General features: G+C 53.8%; 21 protein-coding genes. 12 read left to right on the top strand and 9 right to left on the bottom strand.

Going from position 1 to position 17,193, the window contains the following annotated elements; translation table 11 throughout:
• Positions 1–126: 126 nt before the first annotated feature.
• Positions 127–1,017: a helix-turn-helix transcriptional regulator gene (locus RT52_RS14375; RefSeq protein WP_034818067.1), complete on the bottom strand. Its 891-nt coding sequence runs from the start codon at positions 1,015–1,017 to the stop codon at positions 127–129.
• Positions 1,018–1,092: 75 nt separating this feature from the next.
• On the opposite strand from RT52_RS14375, the gene RT52_RS14370 reads away from it, so the two are divergent.
• Positions 1,093–1,614, top strand: a complete 522-nt coding sequence (locus RT52_RS14370; protein WP_034818066.1) for a dihydrofolate reductase family protein — start codon at positions 1,093–1,095, stop codon at positions 1,612–1,614.
• A 58-nt stretch (positions 1,615–1,672) separates the two neighbouring features.
• Here the strand turns inward: RT52_RS14370 and RT52_RS14365 are convergent, their stop codons facing one another.
• The 7 genes from RT52_RS14365 to RT52_RS16840 all read right to left on the bottom strand — a co-directional run bounded on the left by RT52_RS14365 (position 1,673) and on the right by RT52_RS16840 (position 8,468).
• Positions 1,673–1,930, bottom strand: coding sequence for a hypothetical protein (locus RT52_RS14365; protein ID WP_034818065.1), 258 nt, complete (start codon positions 1,928–1,930; stop codon positions 1,673–1,675).
• 64 nt (positions 1,931–1,994) lie between these two features.
• Entirely contained in the window at positions 1,995–2,276 is a 282-nt protein-coding gene (locus RT52_RS14360) for a hypothetical protein (protein ID WP_034818064.1), read from the bottom strand.
• Positions 2,277–2,492: 216 nt separating this feature from the next.
• Positions 2,493–3,998, bottom strand: coding sequence for a gluconokinase (gntK, locus tag RT52_RS14355; protein ID WP_209325650.1), 1,506 nt, complete (start codon positions 3,996–3,998; stop codon positions 2,493–2,495).
• Between the two features lie 11 nt (positions 3,999–4,009).
• On the bottom strand, positions 4,010–5,053 hold the full coding sequence (locus RT52_RS14350) for a GntT/GntP/DsdX family permease (RefSeq protein WP_034818062.1): 1,044 nt from the start codon (positions 5,051–5,053) through the stop codon (positions 4,010–4,012).
• 84 nt (positions 5,054–5,137) lie between these two features.
• Positions 5,138–6,022 carry a phosphogluconate dehydrogenase (NAD(+)-dependent, decarboxylating) gene (gene gnd, locus RT52_RS14345; RefSeq protein WP_034818061.1) on the bottom strand — a complete coding sequence of 295 codons (885 nt, stop codon included), beginning with the start codon at positions 6,020–6,022 and terminating at the stop codon, positions 5,138–5,140.
• Between the two features lie 133 nt (positions 6,023–6,155).
• Positions 6,156–6,914: a putative bifunctional diguanylate cyclase/phosphodiesterase gene (locus RT52_RS16845; protein WP_245175561.1), complete on the bottom strand. Its 759-nt coding sequence runs from the start codon at positions 6,912–6,914 to the stop codon at positions 6,156–6,158.
• A 15-nt stretch (positions 6,915–6,929) separates the two neighbouring features.
• Positions 6,930–8,468, bottom strand: a complete 1,539-nt coding sequence (locus tag RT52_RS16840) for a diguanylate cyclase domain-containing protein (protein ID WP_245175560.1) — start codon at positions 8,466–8,468, stop codon at positions 6,930–6,932.
• A gap of 322 nt (positions 8,469–8,790) precedes the next feature.
• On the opposite strand from RT52_RS16840, the gene RT52_RS14335 reads away from it, so the two are divergent.
• Positions 8,791–9,636 (top strand): MurR/RpiR family transcriptional regulator, encoded by an 846-nt coding sequence (locus tag RT52_RS14335; RefSeq protein ID WP_034818060.1) that lies wholly within the window; start codon positions 8,791–8,793, stop codon positions 9,634–9,636.
• Positions 9,637–9,708: 72 nt separating this feature from the next.
• Here RT52_RS14335 and RT52_RS14330 read toward each other — a convergent pair whose 3' ends face one another.
• Positions 9,709–10,764: a hypothetical protein gene (locus RT52_RS14330; RefSeq protein ID WP_034818059.1), complete on the bottom strand. Its 1,056-nt coding sequence runs from the start codon at positions 10,762–10,764 to the stop codon at positions 9,709–9,711.
• A gap of 339 nt (positions 10,765–11,103) precedes the next feature.
• On the opposite strand from RT52_RS14330, the gene amaP reads away from it, so the two are divergent.
• From amaP to RT52_RS14280, 10 genes are all read left to right on the top strand, one after another.
• On the top strand, positions 11,104–11,646 hold the full coding sequence (gene amaP, locus RT52_RS14325; protein WP_034818058.1) for an alkaline shock response membrane anchor protein AmaP: 543 nt from the start codon (positions 11,104–11,106) through the stop codon (positions 11,644–11,646).
• A 12-nt stretch (positions 11,647–11,658) separates the two neighbouring features.
• The gene (locus RT52_RS14320; RefSeq protein WP_034818057.1) at positions 11,659–11,865 is read left to right on the top strand and encodes a DUF2273 domain-containing protein; all 207 of its coding nucleotides are present in this window, start codon (positions 11,659–11,661) and stop codon (positions 11,863–11,865) included.
• A gap of 54 nt (positions 11,866–11,919) precedes the next feature.
• Positions 11,920–12,357 (top strand): Asp23/Gls24 family envelope stress response protein, encoded by a 438-nt coding sequence (locus RT52_RS14315; RefSeq protein ID WP_034818056.1) that lies wholly within the window; start codon positions 11,920–11,922, stop codon positions 12,355–12,357.
• Between the two features lie 145 nt (positions 12,358–12,502).
• Entirely contained in the window at positions 12,503–12,898 is a 396-nt protein-coding gene (locus RT52_RS14310) for a hypothetical protein (RefSeq protein ID WP_034818055.1), read from the top strand.
• Positions 12,899–12,994: 96 nt separating this feature from the next.
• The gene (locus RT52_RS14305) at positions 12,995–14,521 is read left to right on the top strand and encodes an FAD-dependent oxidoreductase (RefSeq protein WP_034818054.1); all 1,527 of its coding nucleotides are present in this window, start codon (positions 12,995–12,997) and stop codon (positions 14,519–14,521) included.
• A gap of 272 nt (positions 14,522–14,793) precedes the next feature.
• Complete coding sequence (locus RT52_RS14300) at positions 14,794–15,057, top strand: DUF2512 family protein (RefSeq protein ID WP_051690383.1); 264 nt, start codon at positions 14,794–14,796, stop codon at positions 15,055–15,057.
• Positions 15,058–15,163: 106 nt separating this feature from the next.
• Positions 15,164–15,565, top strand: a complete 402-nt coding sequence (tnpA, locus tag RT52_RS16260; protein ID WP_024371868.1) for an IS200/IS605 family transposase — start codon at positions 15,164–15,166, stop codon at positions 15,563–15,565.
• Positions 15,566–15,569: 4 nt separating this feature from the next.
• Positions 15,570–16,646: an RNA-guided endonuclease InsQ/TnpB family protein gene (locus RT52_RS14290; protein WP_034809097.1), complete on the top strand. Its 1,077-nt coding sequence runs from the start codon at positions 15,570–15,572 to the stop codon at positions 16,644–16,646.
• Between the two features lie 73 nt (positions 16,647–16,719).
• Positions 16,720–16,971: a DUF2512 family protein gene (locus tag RT52_RS14285; protein ID WP_081852729.1), complete on the top strand. Its 252-nt coding sequence runs from the start codon at positions 16,720–16,722 to the stop codon at positions 16,969–16,971.
• Positions 16,972–16,987: 16 nt separating this feature from the next.
• Positions 16,988–17,188, top strand: coding sequence for a hypothetical protein (locus RT52_RS14280; protein WP_034818052.1), 201 nt, complete (start codon positions 16,988–16,990; stop codon positions 17,186–17,188).
• Positions 17,189–17,193: the final 5 nt, after the last annotated feature.

Here is a 17,193-nt window from a genome sequence, read left to right as displayed (position 1 = left end):
GGTTTTTGTTCAATCGAATGCCGACTTCTCGCCATAAAAAACACTCCCCGATAAGAATAAACAGATTTGTTATTTCATCTGTCTACCTATTGGGGAGCATATCATATCACGGTATGAGTCCATTTTTTATTGATACATTTCCCACAACCTTCCGGTGTAATCCCGCATCATCTCCCGTAGTTCAATCGGCTCGACGACTTCGACTTCCGCCCCAGCCGCGAGCAATTGCCGCGACAAAAACGGAAGCTCAGCTTCTGGCACGTTCCACTCATTCCGCTGCTTGATATCGGGTAATACGTCTTCAAGTAAACGACGGCCGAGCGGGGTGAGCTCGAGTCGGACGGTCACCCCGAGGCGTTCGTCACTTGTCTTGAGGAGCGTCTCCAAATCGTCCGCTTCGAACGTCTCATCGAGTAGACGCATCGCTTCAATCCGGTCAATCCGATATTGACGCAGTCCGTACTCCGAGAGGCCGTACACGTACCATTTCAAATCGAAAAGCGCCATCCCGACCGGAGCGACGGTGAACGTGCGTGATCCTTTCGTCGTCGCGTATGTCATCTCGATATTCCGCCGTTGCTCGACCGCTTGAAAAACGTCTTTTGTGAACGGCGCCGACGGGACGGTCCTGTTCCCGAGCCAGAGGATGTTCTTCTCGAGCCGAGCAATTTTCGTCTCGAGGTCGTGGGGCAAATCGTTTACGTACCAGTCAGACAGCGTGTCCCGCATGTCCCCGAATGGCACGTCCGGAATCTGTTCCATCCATTTGAGGGTGAGGTAGAGCGCGACCGCTTCTTGTTCCCGGAGCTGGAGCGGGGGCAAGAGCCGATTCGGCAACATTTCATAACCGCCACCCGTTCCAGGGACGCTCCAAATCGGATAGCCGAGTTCCTCGAGCGTCAGCATGTCGCGCTGAATCGTTCGAATCGAAGCGCCGGTCTCATGGGCGAGTTCATCCGCCGTAAACCGGCTTCCCCGGTTCAACAATCGAATCAAGTGCAGATGTCGTTTTTTCATCTCATCAATTCCCGTCAAGTTTTGTCGTGTTGATTGAGTAAGCTGAATGTATCACGAATCAAGGAGGAATTCACCATGTCAAACGTCGTCTTATATATCGCGACAAGTTTGGACGGAAAAATCGCCCGCACGAACGACCAACTCGATTGGTTGTTCGAAGTCGTTGGGCAAGGGGACAACGGCTACGCCGACTTCTTCCAAACGGTCGGTGCCGTTATCATGGGGCGTAAGACGTACGAGGAAGTGCTCCGGCTCGAGGACAACCATTACCCGTACGCGAACATCCCGAACTACATTTTGACGCGGAGTCCGGACCGGGAAGCCGAGCACGTCACGTTCACGGACGAGCCGATCGAACAGCTCATCGAACGATTGAAGCAAGACATCGACGGAGACATTTGGCTCGTCGGTGGAGGCGAAATCATCAAGGCCGCGATGGCGCATGACTTGATCGACAGCTATGAGATCGCCATCGCCCCGGTCGTATTAGGCGAAGGGATTTCCCTCTTCCCGGAAGGCACGAAAGAGAAGAAGTTGAAACTGACGAGCCAACGCGCGTCGGGACAGTTCGTCATGGTGACATATGAGAAGGCATAAAAAATGATCCGTTACCGTAACGTTTGAGTAATTCCACGTTATGGTGACAGACCAAAAGTTATAAAAATTCAAATGCAAAACGGGATACAAAGTAGAGGATTGGAAGAAAGGTAACGACTAAACCGATGACTCTAGTTGCCTGTTTCAACTGCATGACTAAACCAATAAACCATACCCCGAATAGCAGCAACCAGTAGTAGCTAGACGCGGGTTGAGACCCTTCTGCCATGCCACTTATTCCAAGAGCGAAAATAGTGATCGCGGTAACGACTAATCCAGTGACGATGTTAATGATAATTAAAAACGCTTTATTCAATTTCTTTCCTCCCTTCAATCGCATTTATATCTTGTAAGATTGAAAGATACTTTGTCTACATCACTCAAACGATTTCTTTTTCTTTTTTGAAAATGCCGAGTAACAATAGAGTGAGTCCGATGAAGAAAATAAAGGGGAAGATAAGCCACATGATTAATCCAGCCCAAGCATTTTCGACACTGATTGCATAGGAGAGTCCGATCGAAAAAGCTAAAGCGGGTGAAATGGGAAGCATCAGAGCAATACCCCATATTTTAAGTTTTGTCTTTCTCGACTCTCCCGTACTAAACCAATAAGCCATAAATGCACCTATACCTGCAATGATATATCCAATCGCAATGGCCACCTAAATACCCCTTTCTCTTTACCGTATTATGAAAATAAATGGTTCTGAGATAAACTACGACAACTTCAACTATTTCTATATTTTCCATATATGTAATAAAATATCCTTTAAAAATTCTAGTTATTCAGCAAATGATTGTACTCTGACGATGAATAGATTCTAGCACCTCCAACTGAACCCATCAAAAAGCCGAGCTCTTGAAGGACTCGGCTTGTCTTATACATGCTTCCGCTGAAAATCTGAGATGGCCTCGTATTCTTCCGCGAGGTGTCGCGACAAGCGGATGTAAATCGGCAGCAACTCCCGGTAAACGGTCGTCGCCTCCATGTTCGGCTTATGTTCATGCGTCACTTGCGGCACGGCCGTGAAGTCGTCGATGTCGCCGAACGCATACTCGCCGAGCATGACGGCACCGAGGCACGAGCTTTCATGGCTCTCCGGAACGACGACCGGCGTATCGAAAATGTCGGCCATCATTTGGCGCCATAGGCTCGACTGGGCAAAGCCGCCCGTCGCGTGAATCCGGTTCGGCGCACCCGTCAATTCGTCGAGCGCGAGCATGACCGTATATAAGTTGAAGATGACACCTTCGAGCACTGAGCGGATGAAGTGCTCGCGCTTATGGTGGATGCTCAAGCCGAAGAACGAACCACGTGCGTTCGAGTCCCAGAGCGGCGCCCGTTCACCCATCAAGTACGGGTGGAACAACAGGCCGTCCGAGCCCGGCTTGACCGTCTCGGCGATGCGCGTCAACACGTCATAGGCGTCCATGCCGAGCCGTTTCGCCGTCTCGACTTCGCTCGCCGCGAACTCGTCGCGGAGCCAGCGCAAGATGATGCCGCCGTTATTGACCGGTCCGCCGATGACCCAATGCTTGTCGGTCAAAGCATAACAGAAGATACGTCCTTTCGGATCCTCGACCGGCTCGCGGACGACCGTACGGATGGCGCCACTCGTCCCGATCGTGACGGCGACGACGCCTGGTTCGAACGCCCCGACACCGAGGTTTGACAACACCCCGTCGCTCGCCCCGATGACGAGCGGGAAGTCCCAGCCGAGCGTCTCAACAACATCCGATTTCAGCGTTACAATCTCCGTCGTCGGCACGAGTTCGGACAGTTGTTCCGGCGTGACCCCGGCGATGTCGAGCGCCTCCGCATCCCAGTCGCAGTTCTTCAAATTAAACAACCCTGTCGCCGAGGCGATCGAATGGTCGATGACGAAACGACCGGTCAGGCGATAGAAGACGTACTCCTTGATTGAGACGAACTTGGCCGCCTGGTCGACCACGTCCGGATGTTCCGCTTTCAGCCAACGCAGTTTCGACAGTGGCGCCATCGGATGGACCGGTGTGCCGGTGCGCATATGGAGCGCGCTCGCATCGAACTCGCGTTTGATCTCTTGCGTATACGGGTTGGCCCGGCTGTCGGCCCAGGTGATGCTGTGGGTGAGCGGGCGCCCGAACGCGTCGAGTGCGATCAAGCTATGCATCGCCGAACTGAATGAGGCGAAGCGGACGGGACCGTCGGCTTTGGCGCGGACGGCGGAAATCGCCTCGAGCACGGCCCCGTAGATGACGACCGGGTCTTGCTCGGCCGTCTCCGTGTCCGGGGTGAGGAGCGGGTACAGCACGTTATGTACCGCGAGTTGTTGCTGATTATGGAACAGGACGGCCTTCGTACTCGTCGTCCCGATATCGACACCAATCGTATACACACACATCACTTCCTAACTTAAATGATAAATAGGCTAATCAAGAAGACGACCGCGAAGCCGGTCAATCCGATAATCGTTTCCATCACGGTCCACGACTTGAGCGTGTCTTTCACGTCGAGACCGAAGTAGCGGTTGACGAGCCAGAACCCGGAGTCGTTCACGTGAGACAAGACGGTCGCACCAGAGGCGATCGCGATGACGATGAGGCCGAGCGCGGCCCCCGTGATATTTTGAAGTTCGAGGAGCGGCGTGATGAGTCCTGCCGCCGTGACCATCGAGACGGTGGCCGATCCTTGGGCGACACGGACGACCGTCGCGATCAAGAAGGCGAGGACGATCGCCGGCAGCGGTGACCCGGCCATCATCTCACCGAGCACGTCACCGACGCCTGAATCGATCAACACTTGCTTGAACACACCACCGGCACCCGTGACGAGGATGATAATCCCGGCCGGCTCGAGCGCTTTCGTCGCAATCTCTTGGACCTCGTCACGCGTATAGCCACGGCGTGTGCCGAGGAAGATGAACGTGAGGAGCGTCGCAATCGTCAAGGCGACGAACGGATGTCCCATGAATGTGAAGAACGTGCGGATGACGTTGCCTTCCTCGAGCAAGACGGCAGACAACGTGTTCGCGAGAATCAACACGAGCGGGATCGAGATGAGCGAGAGAATCATCTTGAAGCTCGGTAACTCTTTCGACGTGTCGACTTCCTCGAACTCCATATAGTCCGGGATGTTGACGTGAATCTTCTTGGCGATATACTTCCCGAAAATCGGTCCCGCTAAAATCATCGACGGGATACCGGCTAAAATCCCGAACAAGATGACCCAACCGAGCTCGGCACCAATCAAGTTGGCGACGGCGACGAAGCCGAGCGTCCCGCCCATCCCGTTCTGGACGGACGCGATGACGTCACCGAGCGGCATGCCGGCGGCGACACCGACGATCAGACTGACGAGTAAGAGTGAGACGAAGGCGTGGAGCTTCGTCCGCATGACTAAGAATAAGAGCGTGAAGATGCCGGCGACGGCAATCAAAATGAGTGTAGAGCCTGACATAAGGTGTTCCCCCTTTAATGAAATATGTAACCGTTTACAGTTTCTGACAAAGAAAAAGGCCATCCCCCTGACCTTTTCCACGCATTATTTTTTGACGACGGCGTGGCCGCCGAACTCGTTCCGGAGCGCCGCGACGACTTTCCCCGTGAACGTGTCGTCCTCGAGCGAGCGGTAGCGCATCATGAGCGAGAGGGCGATGACCGGTGCGGCCGCTTGCAAATCGAGCGCCGTCTCGACCGTCCATTTCCCTTCACCGGACGAATGCATGACGCCTTTAATCTCGTCGAGCTTCGCATCTTTATGGAACGCGTTCTCCGTCAGCTCCATGAGCCATGAGCGCACGACCGAGCCGTGGTTCCAGACACGGGCGACTTGCTCGTAGTCGTAGTCGAACGGGCTCTTCTCTAAGATGTCGAACCCTTCGGCGATCGCCTGCATCATGCCGTACTCGATGCCGTTATGAATCATCTTCAAGAAGTGACCGCTACCGGCCGGCCCCGTGTACAAGTATCCGTTCTTGACCGACAAGTCCTTGAAGATCGGCTCGATCACGGGCCACGCGTCCGCGTCGCCGCCGACCATCGTGCAGGCCCCGTGTCGCGCACCCTCCGTGCCACCGCTCGTCCCGCAGTCGAAGAACGAGATGCCTTTTTCGGCGAACTGCTCGGCCCGTGCGACCGACAGCTTGTAGTTCGAGTTGCCGCCGTCGATGACGATGTCACCCGGCTCTAGTTTATCGAAGAGTTCCGCGAGCACGGCCTCGGTGATGTCTCCGGCCGGTACCATCGTCCAGACGACGCGCGTTGCAGCGAGCCCGTTGACGACGTCTTCGAGCGTCGACACGATCTCGAACGCATCGGTCGCCTCGACCTGTCCTGCGTCCGTCCCGACGACGCGATGGCCGTGGTCGCTCAAGTTCAATGCCAAGTTGTATCCCATCTTGCCCAATCCAATCAAACCGATTTCCATATCGTCACCTCTAAAATCGAATTTTATTTCATCTCGGTCTCATCATATCGAAAATAATTCGAAAAAATATTAAAAATGAAATTAATTTCGATTTCCATACAAAAGACGCACCCGTCTCCGGGCGCGTTTCGTGTCACACACTTTTCTTATACCGATACAGGAACGAATCGAGTTCCTCGGCCGGCATCGGCTTGTTGTAGTAATAGCCTTGCGCTTGATTGCAGTCCTCGGCCTTCAAGAACTCGGCCTGCGCTTTCGTCTCGACCCCTTCGGCGATGACGTTCAGCCCGAGCTCGTGCGCCATCCGGATGATCGTCTTGACAAGGGCGGCGTCTTTGGCGTCGGTCTCGATGTTTTTCGTGAAGTGCTGGTCAATCTTCAGCGTATCGATCGGGAACAGCTTCAAATAACTGAGCGACGAGTAGCCGGTGCCGAAGTCGTCAATCGACAGATGTACGCCAAGTTCGACGAGCGCCTGCATCGTCTCGATGGCACTCTTCGCGCTCTGGATGACCGTCTCGGTCAGTTCGAGCTCCAAATATTCAGGTTCGAGGCCGGACGACTCGAGCGCGCGCTCGACGATGAGCGGCAAATCCTTTTGGGCGAACTGGAGCGCCGAGATGTTGACGGCGACGCGGAACGGGTCGACGCCCGCGTCTTGCCACGCCTTGTTCTGGCGGCACGCCTCGTTCAAGACGAACTCGCCGAGACGGTGGATACTGCCCGTCTCCTCGGCGATTGGGATGAATTCACCGGGTGAGATGATCCCGATCTCAGGATGCGTCCAGCGTACGAGCGCCTCGACGCCAATCAGTTCCTCGGTCGCGAGGTTCACTTGTGGCTGATAGTAGACGCTGAACTCACCGCGGCTGATGCCTTTTCGGAGCGCCATCGCCAGGCGCGACTTTCAGGCGACGAGCTCGTTCATCTCTTCGGTGAAGAATTGGAAGCCGTTCTTGCCGTCCTCTTTCGCTCGATACATGGCGATGTCGGCGTTCTTCAACAAGTCGTCGGCCGTCTGGCCGTCCGAGGGATAGAGCGAGATGCCGACCGACATGCTCGTGAACACTTCTTCCCCTTCGAGCGTGAACGGTTGATTGAGCGCGTTCGTGATGTGTTGGGCACGGTGGGCGGCGAAATTGCTGCCGGTGCTCGGTGCCAAGATGATGAACTCGTCACCGCCGAGCCGGGCGAGCGTGTCCGTCTTGCCGATCGTCGACAGGAGCCGGTCCGTCACTTGACGCAAGAACACGTCGCCGAGCGAGTGGCCGAAGCGGTCGTTGATGACTTTGAAGTTGTCGAGGTCGATGTAAAACAATGAGAACGTCACGTCGTCTTGAGATAGGAGTGCATCGAGCCGGTCGTTAAAGAGGCGACGGTTCGGTAGGCCTGTCAGCGTGTCCAAGTAGACGAGGTCGTTGATGCGCGACTCGACTTGTTTCCGTTCACTGATGTCCCGGATGATGCTACTGAAGAATAGCCCTTTCTCCGTGTCCCATGTGCCGAGCGACATCTCGATTGGGAACTCGGAACCGTCCTTTCGGAGGCCGACGAGCTCGACCGTACGCCCGATGACGTTCGCCTCACGGGTCGCATTGTAGCGCTTCATCCCGGCCTCGTGGGCGTCACGGAATCGTTCCGGGATGATGATCGTGATCGACGCATCGATCGCCTCCGAGGCGCGATAGCCGAACAGCTTCTCGGCCCCATGGTTCCACTGGACGATGTTGCGCTCGGCATCGGCGACGATGATGGCGTCGGTCGCCGACTCGATGACGGATTGGAACTTCGTCTCCGACTCTTTTGATTGCAGCTCGAGCTGCTTCTCGTTTTTGACGGAAAGTAACAACAATAAGAACAGTGTCATGACGCTCCCGCTAATCCAATAGGCGAGCAGGTTGCTGTCCATCGAGAAGCCGGTGAGCGGCTCAGGGGAGGCGACGGGGGTGAACACGGCGGCCGACATCCCGATATAGTGCATGCCCGAGACGGCGAAGCCGATTAAGACGGCGCTCACGATTTTCCGCCAATGGAAGCGCGAGACGTCCGGGAGCGAGAACAACAGGTATAGGCCGACGAGCGAGGCGACGAAAGCGACGAGGGCCGAGAGTGCCCACATGAGTGGGTCGAACGAGATCGTCGCGCCCATCTGCATCGCTTCCATGCCGACGTAATGCATCGAGATGATGCCGATGCTGATGAAAACGGCACCGACGAAGAGGTCGCGGAATCCGGCTGTCTGCTGGCTGATGATATAGAAGGCGAAGCCGCACGAGACGATGGCCGGGATGATGGAGGCGATGACGATGCCGAGATGATAGGTCACGGCGGTATCGACGTGGAACGCCAGCATCCCGATGAAATGCATCGCCCATATGCCGAGGCCGAGACTTACGGCCCCGGCGCTGATCCACCGGAGGCGTGAGACGTGTTCGGCGTATTTCAAGCGGCTGCTGATGTCGAGGGCGACACAAGCGGCGAAGATGGCGACGGCGATTGAGAGGATGACGAGCGGAAGACTGTACGTGTGATGTAGATGGTGTTCGATGGGGACCAGCCCTTTCTATAGATAATCGGGAAAATTGAACAATATGTGTCAGAAATTCAAAAAAGTGCTTCCCTAGCGTAGCATAATCATCTTGATGTTAAAGGAACGTTTTATAAGGCAGGTCAATGCTTTAGCACACTGAAGAACGTCCGAACTCGATTCGGTCATTGCGGAATTTTTTTCGACACGGTATCGTTGAAGCAGAAAGGGGAGACGACCTATGGAGACCACGAACGGCCTCGCCCGTATTCGCGGTGCGTACTCGACGTTGGGGAAGAAAGAACAGCGTATCGCCGACTATATTTTGAAACATCCGGAGACGGTCATCCACCATACCATCAACCAGCTCGCCGACGACTTGGACGTCGCCGAGTCGACCGTCTTTCGTTTCTGCCAACGGATCGGCTTCAAAGGCTATCAGGCGTTGAAAATCGCCCTCGCCGCCGACGTCGTCGCACCGATGCAAGACATCCACGAAGACATCGCGCGGGACGACACGTCGCTCGAGATCGCCGAGAAGATTTTCACGACGAACGTGCGGACGATCGAGGCGACCCGGCAAATCCTCGAAGTGGCTGCGCTTGAACGGGCCGTCGACTTGTTGCTTTCGGCCCGTCGCATCGAGTTCTTCGGCAGCGGGGGCTCGGCTGTCATCGCCCTAGACGCCTATCACAAGTTCGTCCGGAGCGGCCTCCACGTCACGGCGAATCTCGAGGCGCACATGCAGCTCATGTCCGCGTCGCAGATGACGAAAGACGACGTCGCCGTCGTCATCTCGCACTCCGGCGCCTCGAAAGAGACGCTCGATGTCGTGAACGTGTTGAGCGGGCACGTCCCAATTATCGCCATCACGAACTACGCCAAGTCGCCGCTCTCAAAGCTCGCCGACGTATCGCTCTACACGGTGTCGCAAGAGACGGAGTTCCGTTCTGAGGCACTCGCCTCAAGAATCGCCGAACTGAGCCTCATCGACGCCATCTACACGATCGTCATGATTCGCCGCGGGGAAGCGGGGCACGAGGCGCTCAAACGAATGCGTGAATCAATCTCGCTCAGACGGATGTGACGACGCGCATCTTTATTCCTATGTAACGACAAAAGCTGTCCCTCTCATCACGAGAAGGACAGCTTCTTTTGATTAACGGTTGACCGTGTCGTCACGGCGTGCCGTGCTCGAGCCAACGATGCCGGCGATCGATGTCAAAATCATCGTCAAGATGAGGGCGACGAAGCTCCAGATGGAAACTTTCGAAGCCGTCTCTGTCGCTTGTTCTGTCTGGACACGCAACTCTTCAATTTGCGTCTCTAACTGTTGTGACGTCTCTTGAAGCGTCTGTTGCGCGTTTTGAATCTGTTCACTCGCTTGCGTCGTCGCTTGGTTCAATCCGTCGACGATGTTCTGTGTCGCTTCTTCGGCCTCGGCTTGCGTCAAGTCCGTGTTTTGCGCGACCGCGTCGGCGATCTCTTGCTCGTCGACCGACTGTTCAATCGTCTCGGCGCGTTCTGTCAACTTGTCACCGAGGTCGGCGACGATTTGGTCAAAGTTTTCCGGGTTCGTCAACACTTGTTTCCCGGCTTCGGTCGCGTCTTCACGGGCTGCGTCGAGTTGGCCTTGCAAGTATTCCGGCTGCAACTCTTCAATGTCCGTGTCACGTAAAATCTCTTCGACGTTGCCTTGGAGTTCTTCCGTGTCTACGTCCGTGACGTTATCCGAGATCGCCGAGAAGCCGTTCGTGACCGCATCCGAGGCGCCGCTTGCGACCGTGCTGATGCCGCTGCCGGCTGCGCTGCCGACCGTCCCGAGCACCGAGCCGACCGTCTGGAACGTGTTGATCGTCGTGAACGTGAGGAGCGAGAAGAGCAAGATGACGCTCGTCGCCCACGTCAAGAAGCCGTGGATGAGCCCCGTCCGTGCCGACGTCACGCCGGATACGAAGCCTGCCGCGAATAACGAGAGGATAAGCGTTAAAATACCCCAAATGATCAATCCGGTGCCGACGCCATCGAACGGATTGTCCGACGTGACGTCCGTCACCCCGAAACCGATCGCTGAGCCGATGAAGCTAAACGTTAAAAGAAGTGCGAAAAAGGTGACCACCCCGGCGAGAATCGATCCCCAAGATACGTTTCTCCCTGCCGCGTCCGCCTCCGGACGCAAATACTGACTGAATCGTGCGTTTCTTCTGTTTTCCATGATTTTCTTTGTCTCCATTCTCGTGAAAATGTATGGTCCGCTTTGGCCATGGACAGATTTTACCCACGTAAAAAAACTCCAAACTTGTCAATCTGTTTCGAGAAATTTTATTTCACATCCTGATTATGATAGTTTGCGGCCGTTGCTTCTATAGAAAAAGAAATGGCATAACATCAACTTTTTTGAAAGTCGGAATCTCAACTATCGCAACAAAAAAATATTTTACACATCGAAATGTTTTAAGTTCGTATGAACGGGAATCACTGCAACTACCGGTTGGTAAACGCGACGAGAAACAGACGTCGCACATGCATGATACGAAAAGAAGGGGATTAGCTTATGAATGGATTCAATCGAGCCCTCTTGGTCTTAACGGGCGTCATCGGGCTACTGAGTGTGGCGATTCTATTGCTCGGCGTCTATGACGTCCCACAAATTCAAACGTATACAGATCAATGGCAAAACCAAGACTGGTATATCTATACGATTCTCGCGATTGGGATATTCCTCGCCGTCATCTTCCTGCTCATGCTCATGACAGGGTTGGCCGCAAAATCAAAACCGAGACGGTATACGATTCAGACGAACGAAGGCCGCATCACCGTGTCGAAGGATACGATCGAGAAGACGGTGTACGAGTCGCTCAAGCAGTTCCAAGGGCTGCGCTCACCGAACGTTAACGTCGACATCGACTCGAAACGGGAGCACGTGCGCGTCCATATCGATTGCGCGGTGTTCAATCGGGAGAAGTTGCCGACACTCGGAAAAGAGATTCAATCGCACGTCAAAGCGCGCATCGAATCCCTCATGGAAGTGCCGGTGGCCGATGTGTCACTGAACATTCACGACACGTTGCGCAAGACGTCCGAGCGGGTCGTATAAGGAGGCTCTGGAATGGATACAAAAACGATGCTCATGCCGTACCGGTTCCGGCTCATCGGAGCGGGTATCGGCCTACTCATTGCGGTGCTCTTCCTCACGATCGGCTTCGGTCCGACACTTCTCGTCGTGACGCTCACGCTCATCGGTTTCTTAATCGGGAAATGGCGTGACGGGGCGCTTCATATGGAAGAGTGGGTGGCATTCTTCACCCGGAACTAACACGCACCTTACCAATCGGTCAAACCAAACATCAGAAAAAAGGAGATTTTTAACATGGCAAACGAAAATGTGAACGTAAATCAAGAACAGGCAGTCCGTCAAAACAAGTTGACGTTCGAGGAGCAGGTTATCAAGAAGATCGCCGGGCTCGCGACGAACGAAGTGCAAGGCATCCTCTCGATGAGCGGTGGCTTCATGAGCGGCCTCACGGACCGGTTCCGCAGCACCGAGGACATCACGAAAGGGATTGACGCCGAGGTCGGCGAACGTCAAGTCGCGCTCGACCTCCGTGTCATCGTCGAATACGGCAAGAACATCCCGGGCGTCTTCAATGAAGCGGTTGTGAAAATTAAGAAGGCGATGAGCGAGATGACGGGCCTTGAAGTCGTCGAGGTGAACATGCACGTCGAGGACGTCATGACGAAAGCCGAGTTCGACGCGAAGAGCCGGGCGTCAGAGAGCGAGAACGAACAGACGCGTGAGCTCGTCTGACGAGTCATTTGCGACACCTGGGCCGATGGATTCGGTCCGGGTGTTTTCCTATGTAAATGTGCTTGAAAATGGATTAGGGCTTACCGAATGGTGGAATCAATAGACTATGGAAGAAAGCGGAGTAGAGACGAGAGAGGAAATTGCCATGCATAACTTAGAATTTTTGACGCCCGACCATTTCGAGACGTTCAAGCGCCTCGCGCGACGGCTCGACGACCCTGGCCAGACGAGCCGACAATACTTCGCGGCCCTGTATTTGATCGCCGGGAACAAACAAGTGCAAGACATCTTGTTGCCGTACGTCGAGCTCGAGAAAGGGCAAATCCGCACCGGGACGATCATCGATGACAACACGTTCGACAAGGAGGCGCTTACCCTCGTCAAGCTCGTCATCCACTTGTACAACAACAAGGAATGGGTGCTCCCGACCGAACTCATCTCACTGACCGAAGAGGATTACACGCTCGCGATGCAGGCGATCACGCTCTGCCGCGACGCGCAGTTCGACGACATCACGATTCCGACGAAGAAGGAGGCCTGAGGCGGGGCCTCTTTTTTGTTTCTGATTGGAAGAGGACGGGTATTTCAACCATGCATCGCATTCACTAAGGGAACTCGCTCAAAGGAGGGAACGTGTATGTTAAAAGATTTTCCATCGTCGTTTTGGCGCGACGCCGCCAAGGACGACCCGACCACGTCGGTCCATCAAGACGTCACGGCCGAAGTCGCCGTCGTCGGGGCCGGGATCGTCGGGGTCGTCGCGGCGCTCGAGCTCGCGGAACAAGGCAAGCAGGTCGTCTTGATTGAGGCGGCACGGTTCGGCACCGGCACGACCGGCTATACGACGGCGAAAGTGTCGGCCCAGCACGGGGTCATCTACGCCGAGCTCATCAAGACGCTCGGGGAAGAGAAGGCGCGCCTCTACTATGACGCCAACATCGAGGCGCTCCAGTTTCTCGAAGGCCAAGTCGAGTCGCTCGGGATCGACTGTGACCTCGAGCGGCAACACGCCTACATGTACGCCGATTCGTCAAGCAGTGCGGCCAAGCTGCTCGAGAAGGAGGATGAGGCGTACGCGACGCTCGGGATTGACGGGGGCGACGCGACGGACGAGGTGAACGAGCTCTTGCCATATACCGTGAAGAAGGCGACGGTCATGCACGACCAGCTCCAGTTCCATCCGGTCAAATACTTACAAGGGCTCATGAAACGATTTCTCGAGCTCGGGGGAACGTTTTACGAGATGACGCGGGTGACGGGGATCGAGTACGGGTCGCCGAACCGCCTGACGACCGAGGCCGGTCATACGGTCACGGCGAAAGACGTCGTCGTCGCGACGCATTACCCGTTCAACGACTTCAAAGGGTTCTACTTCTCGAAGATGGAAGTCGAACGGTCGTACGTCGTCTCGGCCGAAATCCCGAGTGCTCAGTTTCCGGAAGGGATGTTCATCAGTGTCGACTCGCCGCATCGGTCGCTCCGCCACGTCAAGCTCGACAACGGGCAGAAGATGGCGATGTTCGGTGGGGAGAACCATTTGAGCGGGCATGAGAAGGAGACGTTCAAGTGCTACGAGAACCTCGGGGAATTCGCCCATCGCCACTTCGGGCTCGAGTCGTTCACGCACCATTGGTCGGCGCAGGACTTGATTACGCTCGATAAGGTCCCATACATCGGCCGCATGACGGACGACACGCCGCACGTTTTCGTGGCGACCGGCTTCTCGAAGTGGGGGATGAGCCAGGGCATCATCGCGGCGCGCGTCATCACCGACTTGATTATGCAGCGGCGAAACCGGTATGAGGACTTGTACGACCCGTCCCGTTCGAAGTGGAAGCTATCGGACGCGGCCCGGTTCGTGAAGACGAACGCGGACGTCGCGAAAGAATTGATTAAAGGAAAAGTGAAACCGGCTGAGAAATCACTCGATGAGCTCGGGTTCGACGAAGGAGCGATTGTCGACCACGACGGGGAACATGTCGCCGCTTACCGCGACGTCGACGGCAACGTGACGCTCGTCGGGTCGGCCTGTACACATATGGGCTGTACCGTGAACTGGAATCAGGCCGAGCGGTCGTGGGACTGTCCGTGTCATGGCTCCCGATTCAAACCGAACGGTGAGGTCATCGAAGGGCCGGCCGTCAAGAACTTACCACGAAAATAAGTCGAGACGAGGCGCATGCAGGCGCCTCGTCTTTTTGTCATGCAACTGTAAATTAGTGTGGAAAATCATGGAGTCAAAATGTCGAGCCAGTCGAACCTTCTAAAATGATAGATTAAGACTCACTATTTCACGTTTTCTGTTACGGTACGTCAACAATAATGTTTTTGTCCGATAAAGAAACGAAATTCTTTTGTTTACGGCGATTCGTCCCGGGAACATGTGACTGTACGAAACGGAAAAAAGCTTCGGAAAAGGGGAAGGAGGGGACGATGATGCAAGTGAATCATGGGAAAGCACTAGGAATCAAGATGCCGACGTTAATCGTCGTGTTCATCCTCGTCTTGACGCTTGGCTTCACGATTCCTTGGTATCACGCGGCGTGGATCGCCATCGCAGTGGGGACGATTGCGTACTTTCTTGGGGACATGCTCATCTTACGCAAGTTCGGGAACATCCCGGCAACGGTCGCAGACTTCGGTCTCGTGTTTTTACAGAACTTCATAGCGAGAAAGCCCACTCCTTTAGGGGTGGGATGAAAGCTATGTCGGATACGGAGCGTCAGTAATAAACCGCCGGTTTTGACACTTCATGTATCCGAAAGGTTTTGTTTCAATCAATTAGTTTAACTGATACAATGATGTTATGGAAAACAACTATAGAAAAACCCATACTACTGTTTCTCTAATCAACTATCATTTCGTATTTTGCCCTCGATACAGAAGGAAGATATTCCTTCGTAATGATGTAGAAGTACGTTTCAAGGAGCTTGTATCTGAAATATGTGAAGATTTGAATATCAATATGATAGCTTTGGAATGCGATAAAGATCATACACATATGTTTCTTAATGCCCTGCCGACACTTAGCCCTGCCGACATCATGGCAAAAATCAAGGGAGTGACATCTAAAAAGTTAAGAGAGGAGTTTCCTCACCTCCAACATTTGCCGAGCCTCTGGACGCGTTCCTACTTCGTCTCTACTGCCGGGAACGTATCGAGCGAAACAATCAAACGCTATGTCGAACAACAAAAAACGAGGGGGTGACACTGTGTCTCAAACGCTGACAGTCAACATTAAACTGAAGCCGACAAAAAAACAGGAAGCTGTCTTGAAAAAGATGATGACCACATACATTGAGACGGCCAACCGACTTGTCTCTGACATGGTGGAAGCCCAGGCGACACTCAAACTAACGAGTAAGAGTGTCTCCTCGCCCTTGCCTAGCGCCGTTAAGAACCAGGCTATTAAAGACGCACAGAGTGTATTTAAAAAGGCGAAGAAATCGAAATATAAAGTCGTGCCTATTTTGAAAAAACCTTATTGCACATGGAACAACCAGAACTATTCGTTCGATTTTGAGTCGATCTTTCTTCCGATCATGGTGGATGGAAAGGCAAAGAAAACGCCAATCAAAGCAGAAATGGTCGATAAACACAACCGTAACTTTTCGCTCTTGAACAACAGGCTGGGTGCACTTCGTATCACGAAGAAATCAAATAAGTGGATTGCTCAGATTGCCGTCACAATCCTTACTACTGAGAAGACCGGCTCTAAGGTTCTAGGTGTGGATCTAGGTTTAAAAGTACCAGCGGTTGCATCGACCGATCGTGACAAGGTGCGATTCTTCGGAAACGGGCGCGAGAACAAGTATATGAAACGCAAGTTTCGAGCAAAACGAAAAGAGCTCGGTCAAAAGAAGAAGCTGAACGCAATCAAAAAGCTGAACAACAAAGAACAGCGTTGGATGAAAGACAAAGATCACAAGGTTAGCCGTGATATTGTCGATTTCGCAAAAGAGAACAACATTTCTGTCATTCGCCTCGAGAAATTGGCGAACATCCGACAGACGGCAAGAACAAGCCGTAAAAACAATAAGAATCTGCATACATGGTCGTTCTATCGCTTGGCACTATTTATCGAGTACAAGGCGAAGTTGGAAGGAATCAAGGTCGAATATGTGAACCCTGCGTACACATCTCAGACGTGTCCTTCTTGCGGAAGCCGGAATAAAGTGAAAGACCGAACTTATGTCTGTAAATGCGGATTCAAGAAACATCGAGATTTAGTCGGTGCGATGAACATCCGATACGCACCTGTGGTTGATGGTAATAGTCAATCAGCCTGAGAACCTATATGGTCTGTCTCAGGAGGGGTGATGGCACACCCTCATCTGAAGGTTTGAGCAAAACAGAAATGGACTGCGCTCGCACAAGCACTTCAGAATCCCACTCATCCCGAAGGGTGAGCTTGCGGCTTTAGCCGTGGGAGTGTCAATCACGTGGTTCTTCGTGTGGCTCTTGGATTTCGATTTGGCCGCAGACTCGAACTTCGCGCTCATGGCGCTCGTGACCGCGATTGCGACGGCGGTGGTGGAGTACGTGTTCCACATGTGGTTGTTGAAGCATAAACGAGGAGAAGCGCGTGCCGATGCGCGACCGTCTACTCGATGAATGAAGGAGAATCAAAATGGCAGAGAAAAAACTAGCAATTCACGAGATTTTGGAGATTCATGAGGTATTGACGATGAAGCAAGCGGCGCTCGTAAAGGGGTACGTCAGCGAACCGCTCATCAAAGATGACCAGCTAAAATCAATCGCGCAAAACCACCTCTCCCACACGGAGAAAGCCATTAAAGAACTGAAAGAATTACTGCCAGATCGTCAATGAGAAGG

It is taken from the genome of Exiguobacterium alkaliphilum 12/1 (genome assembly GCF_000714435.1).
GTDB lineage: Bacteria > Bacillota > Bacilli > Exiguobacteriales > Exiguobacteriaceae > Exiguobacterium > Exiguobacterium alkaliphilum.
The sequence above is the reverse complement of the archived record's forward strand: the minus strand, read 5'-3'. Positions and strand labels throughout refer to the sequence as shown.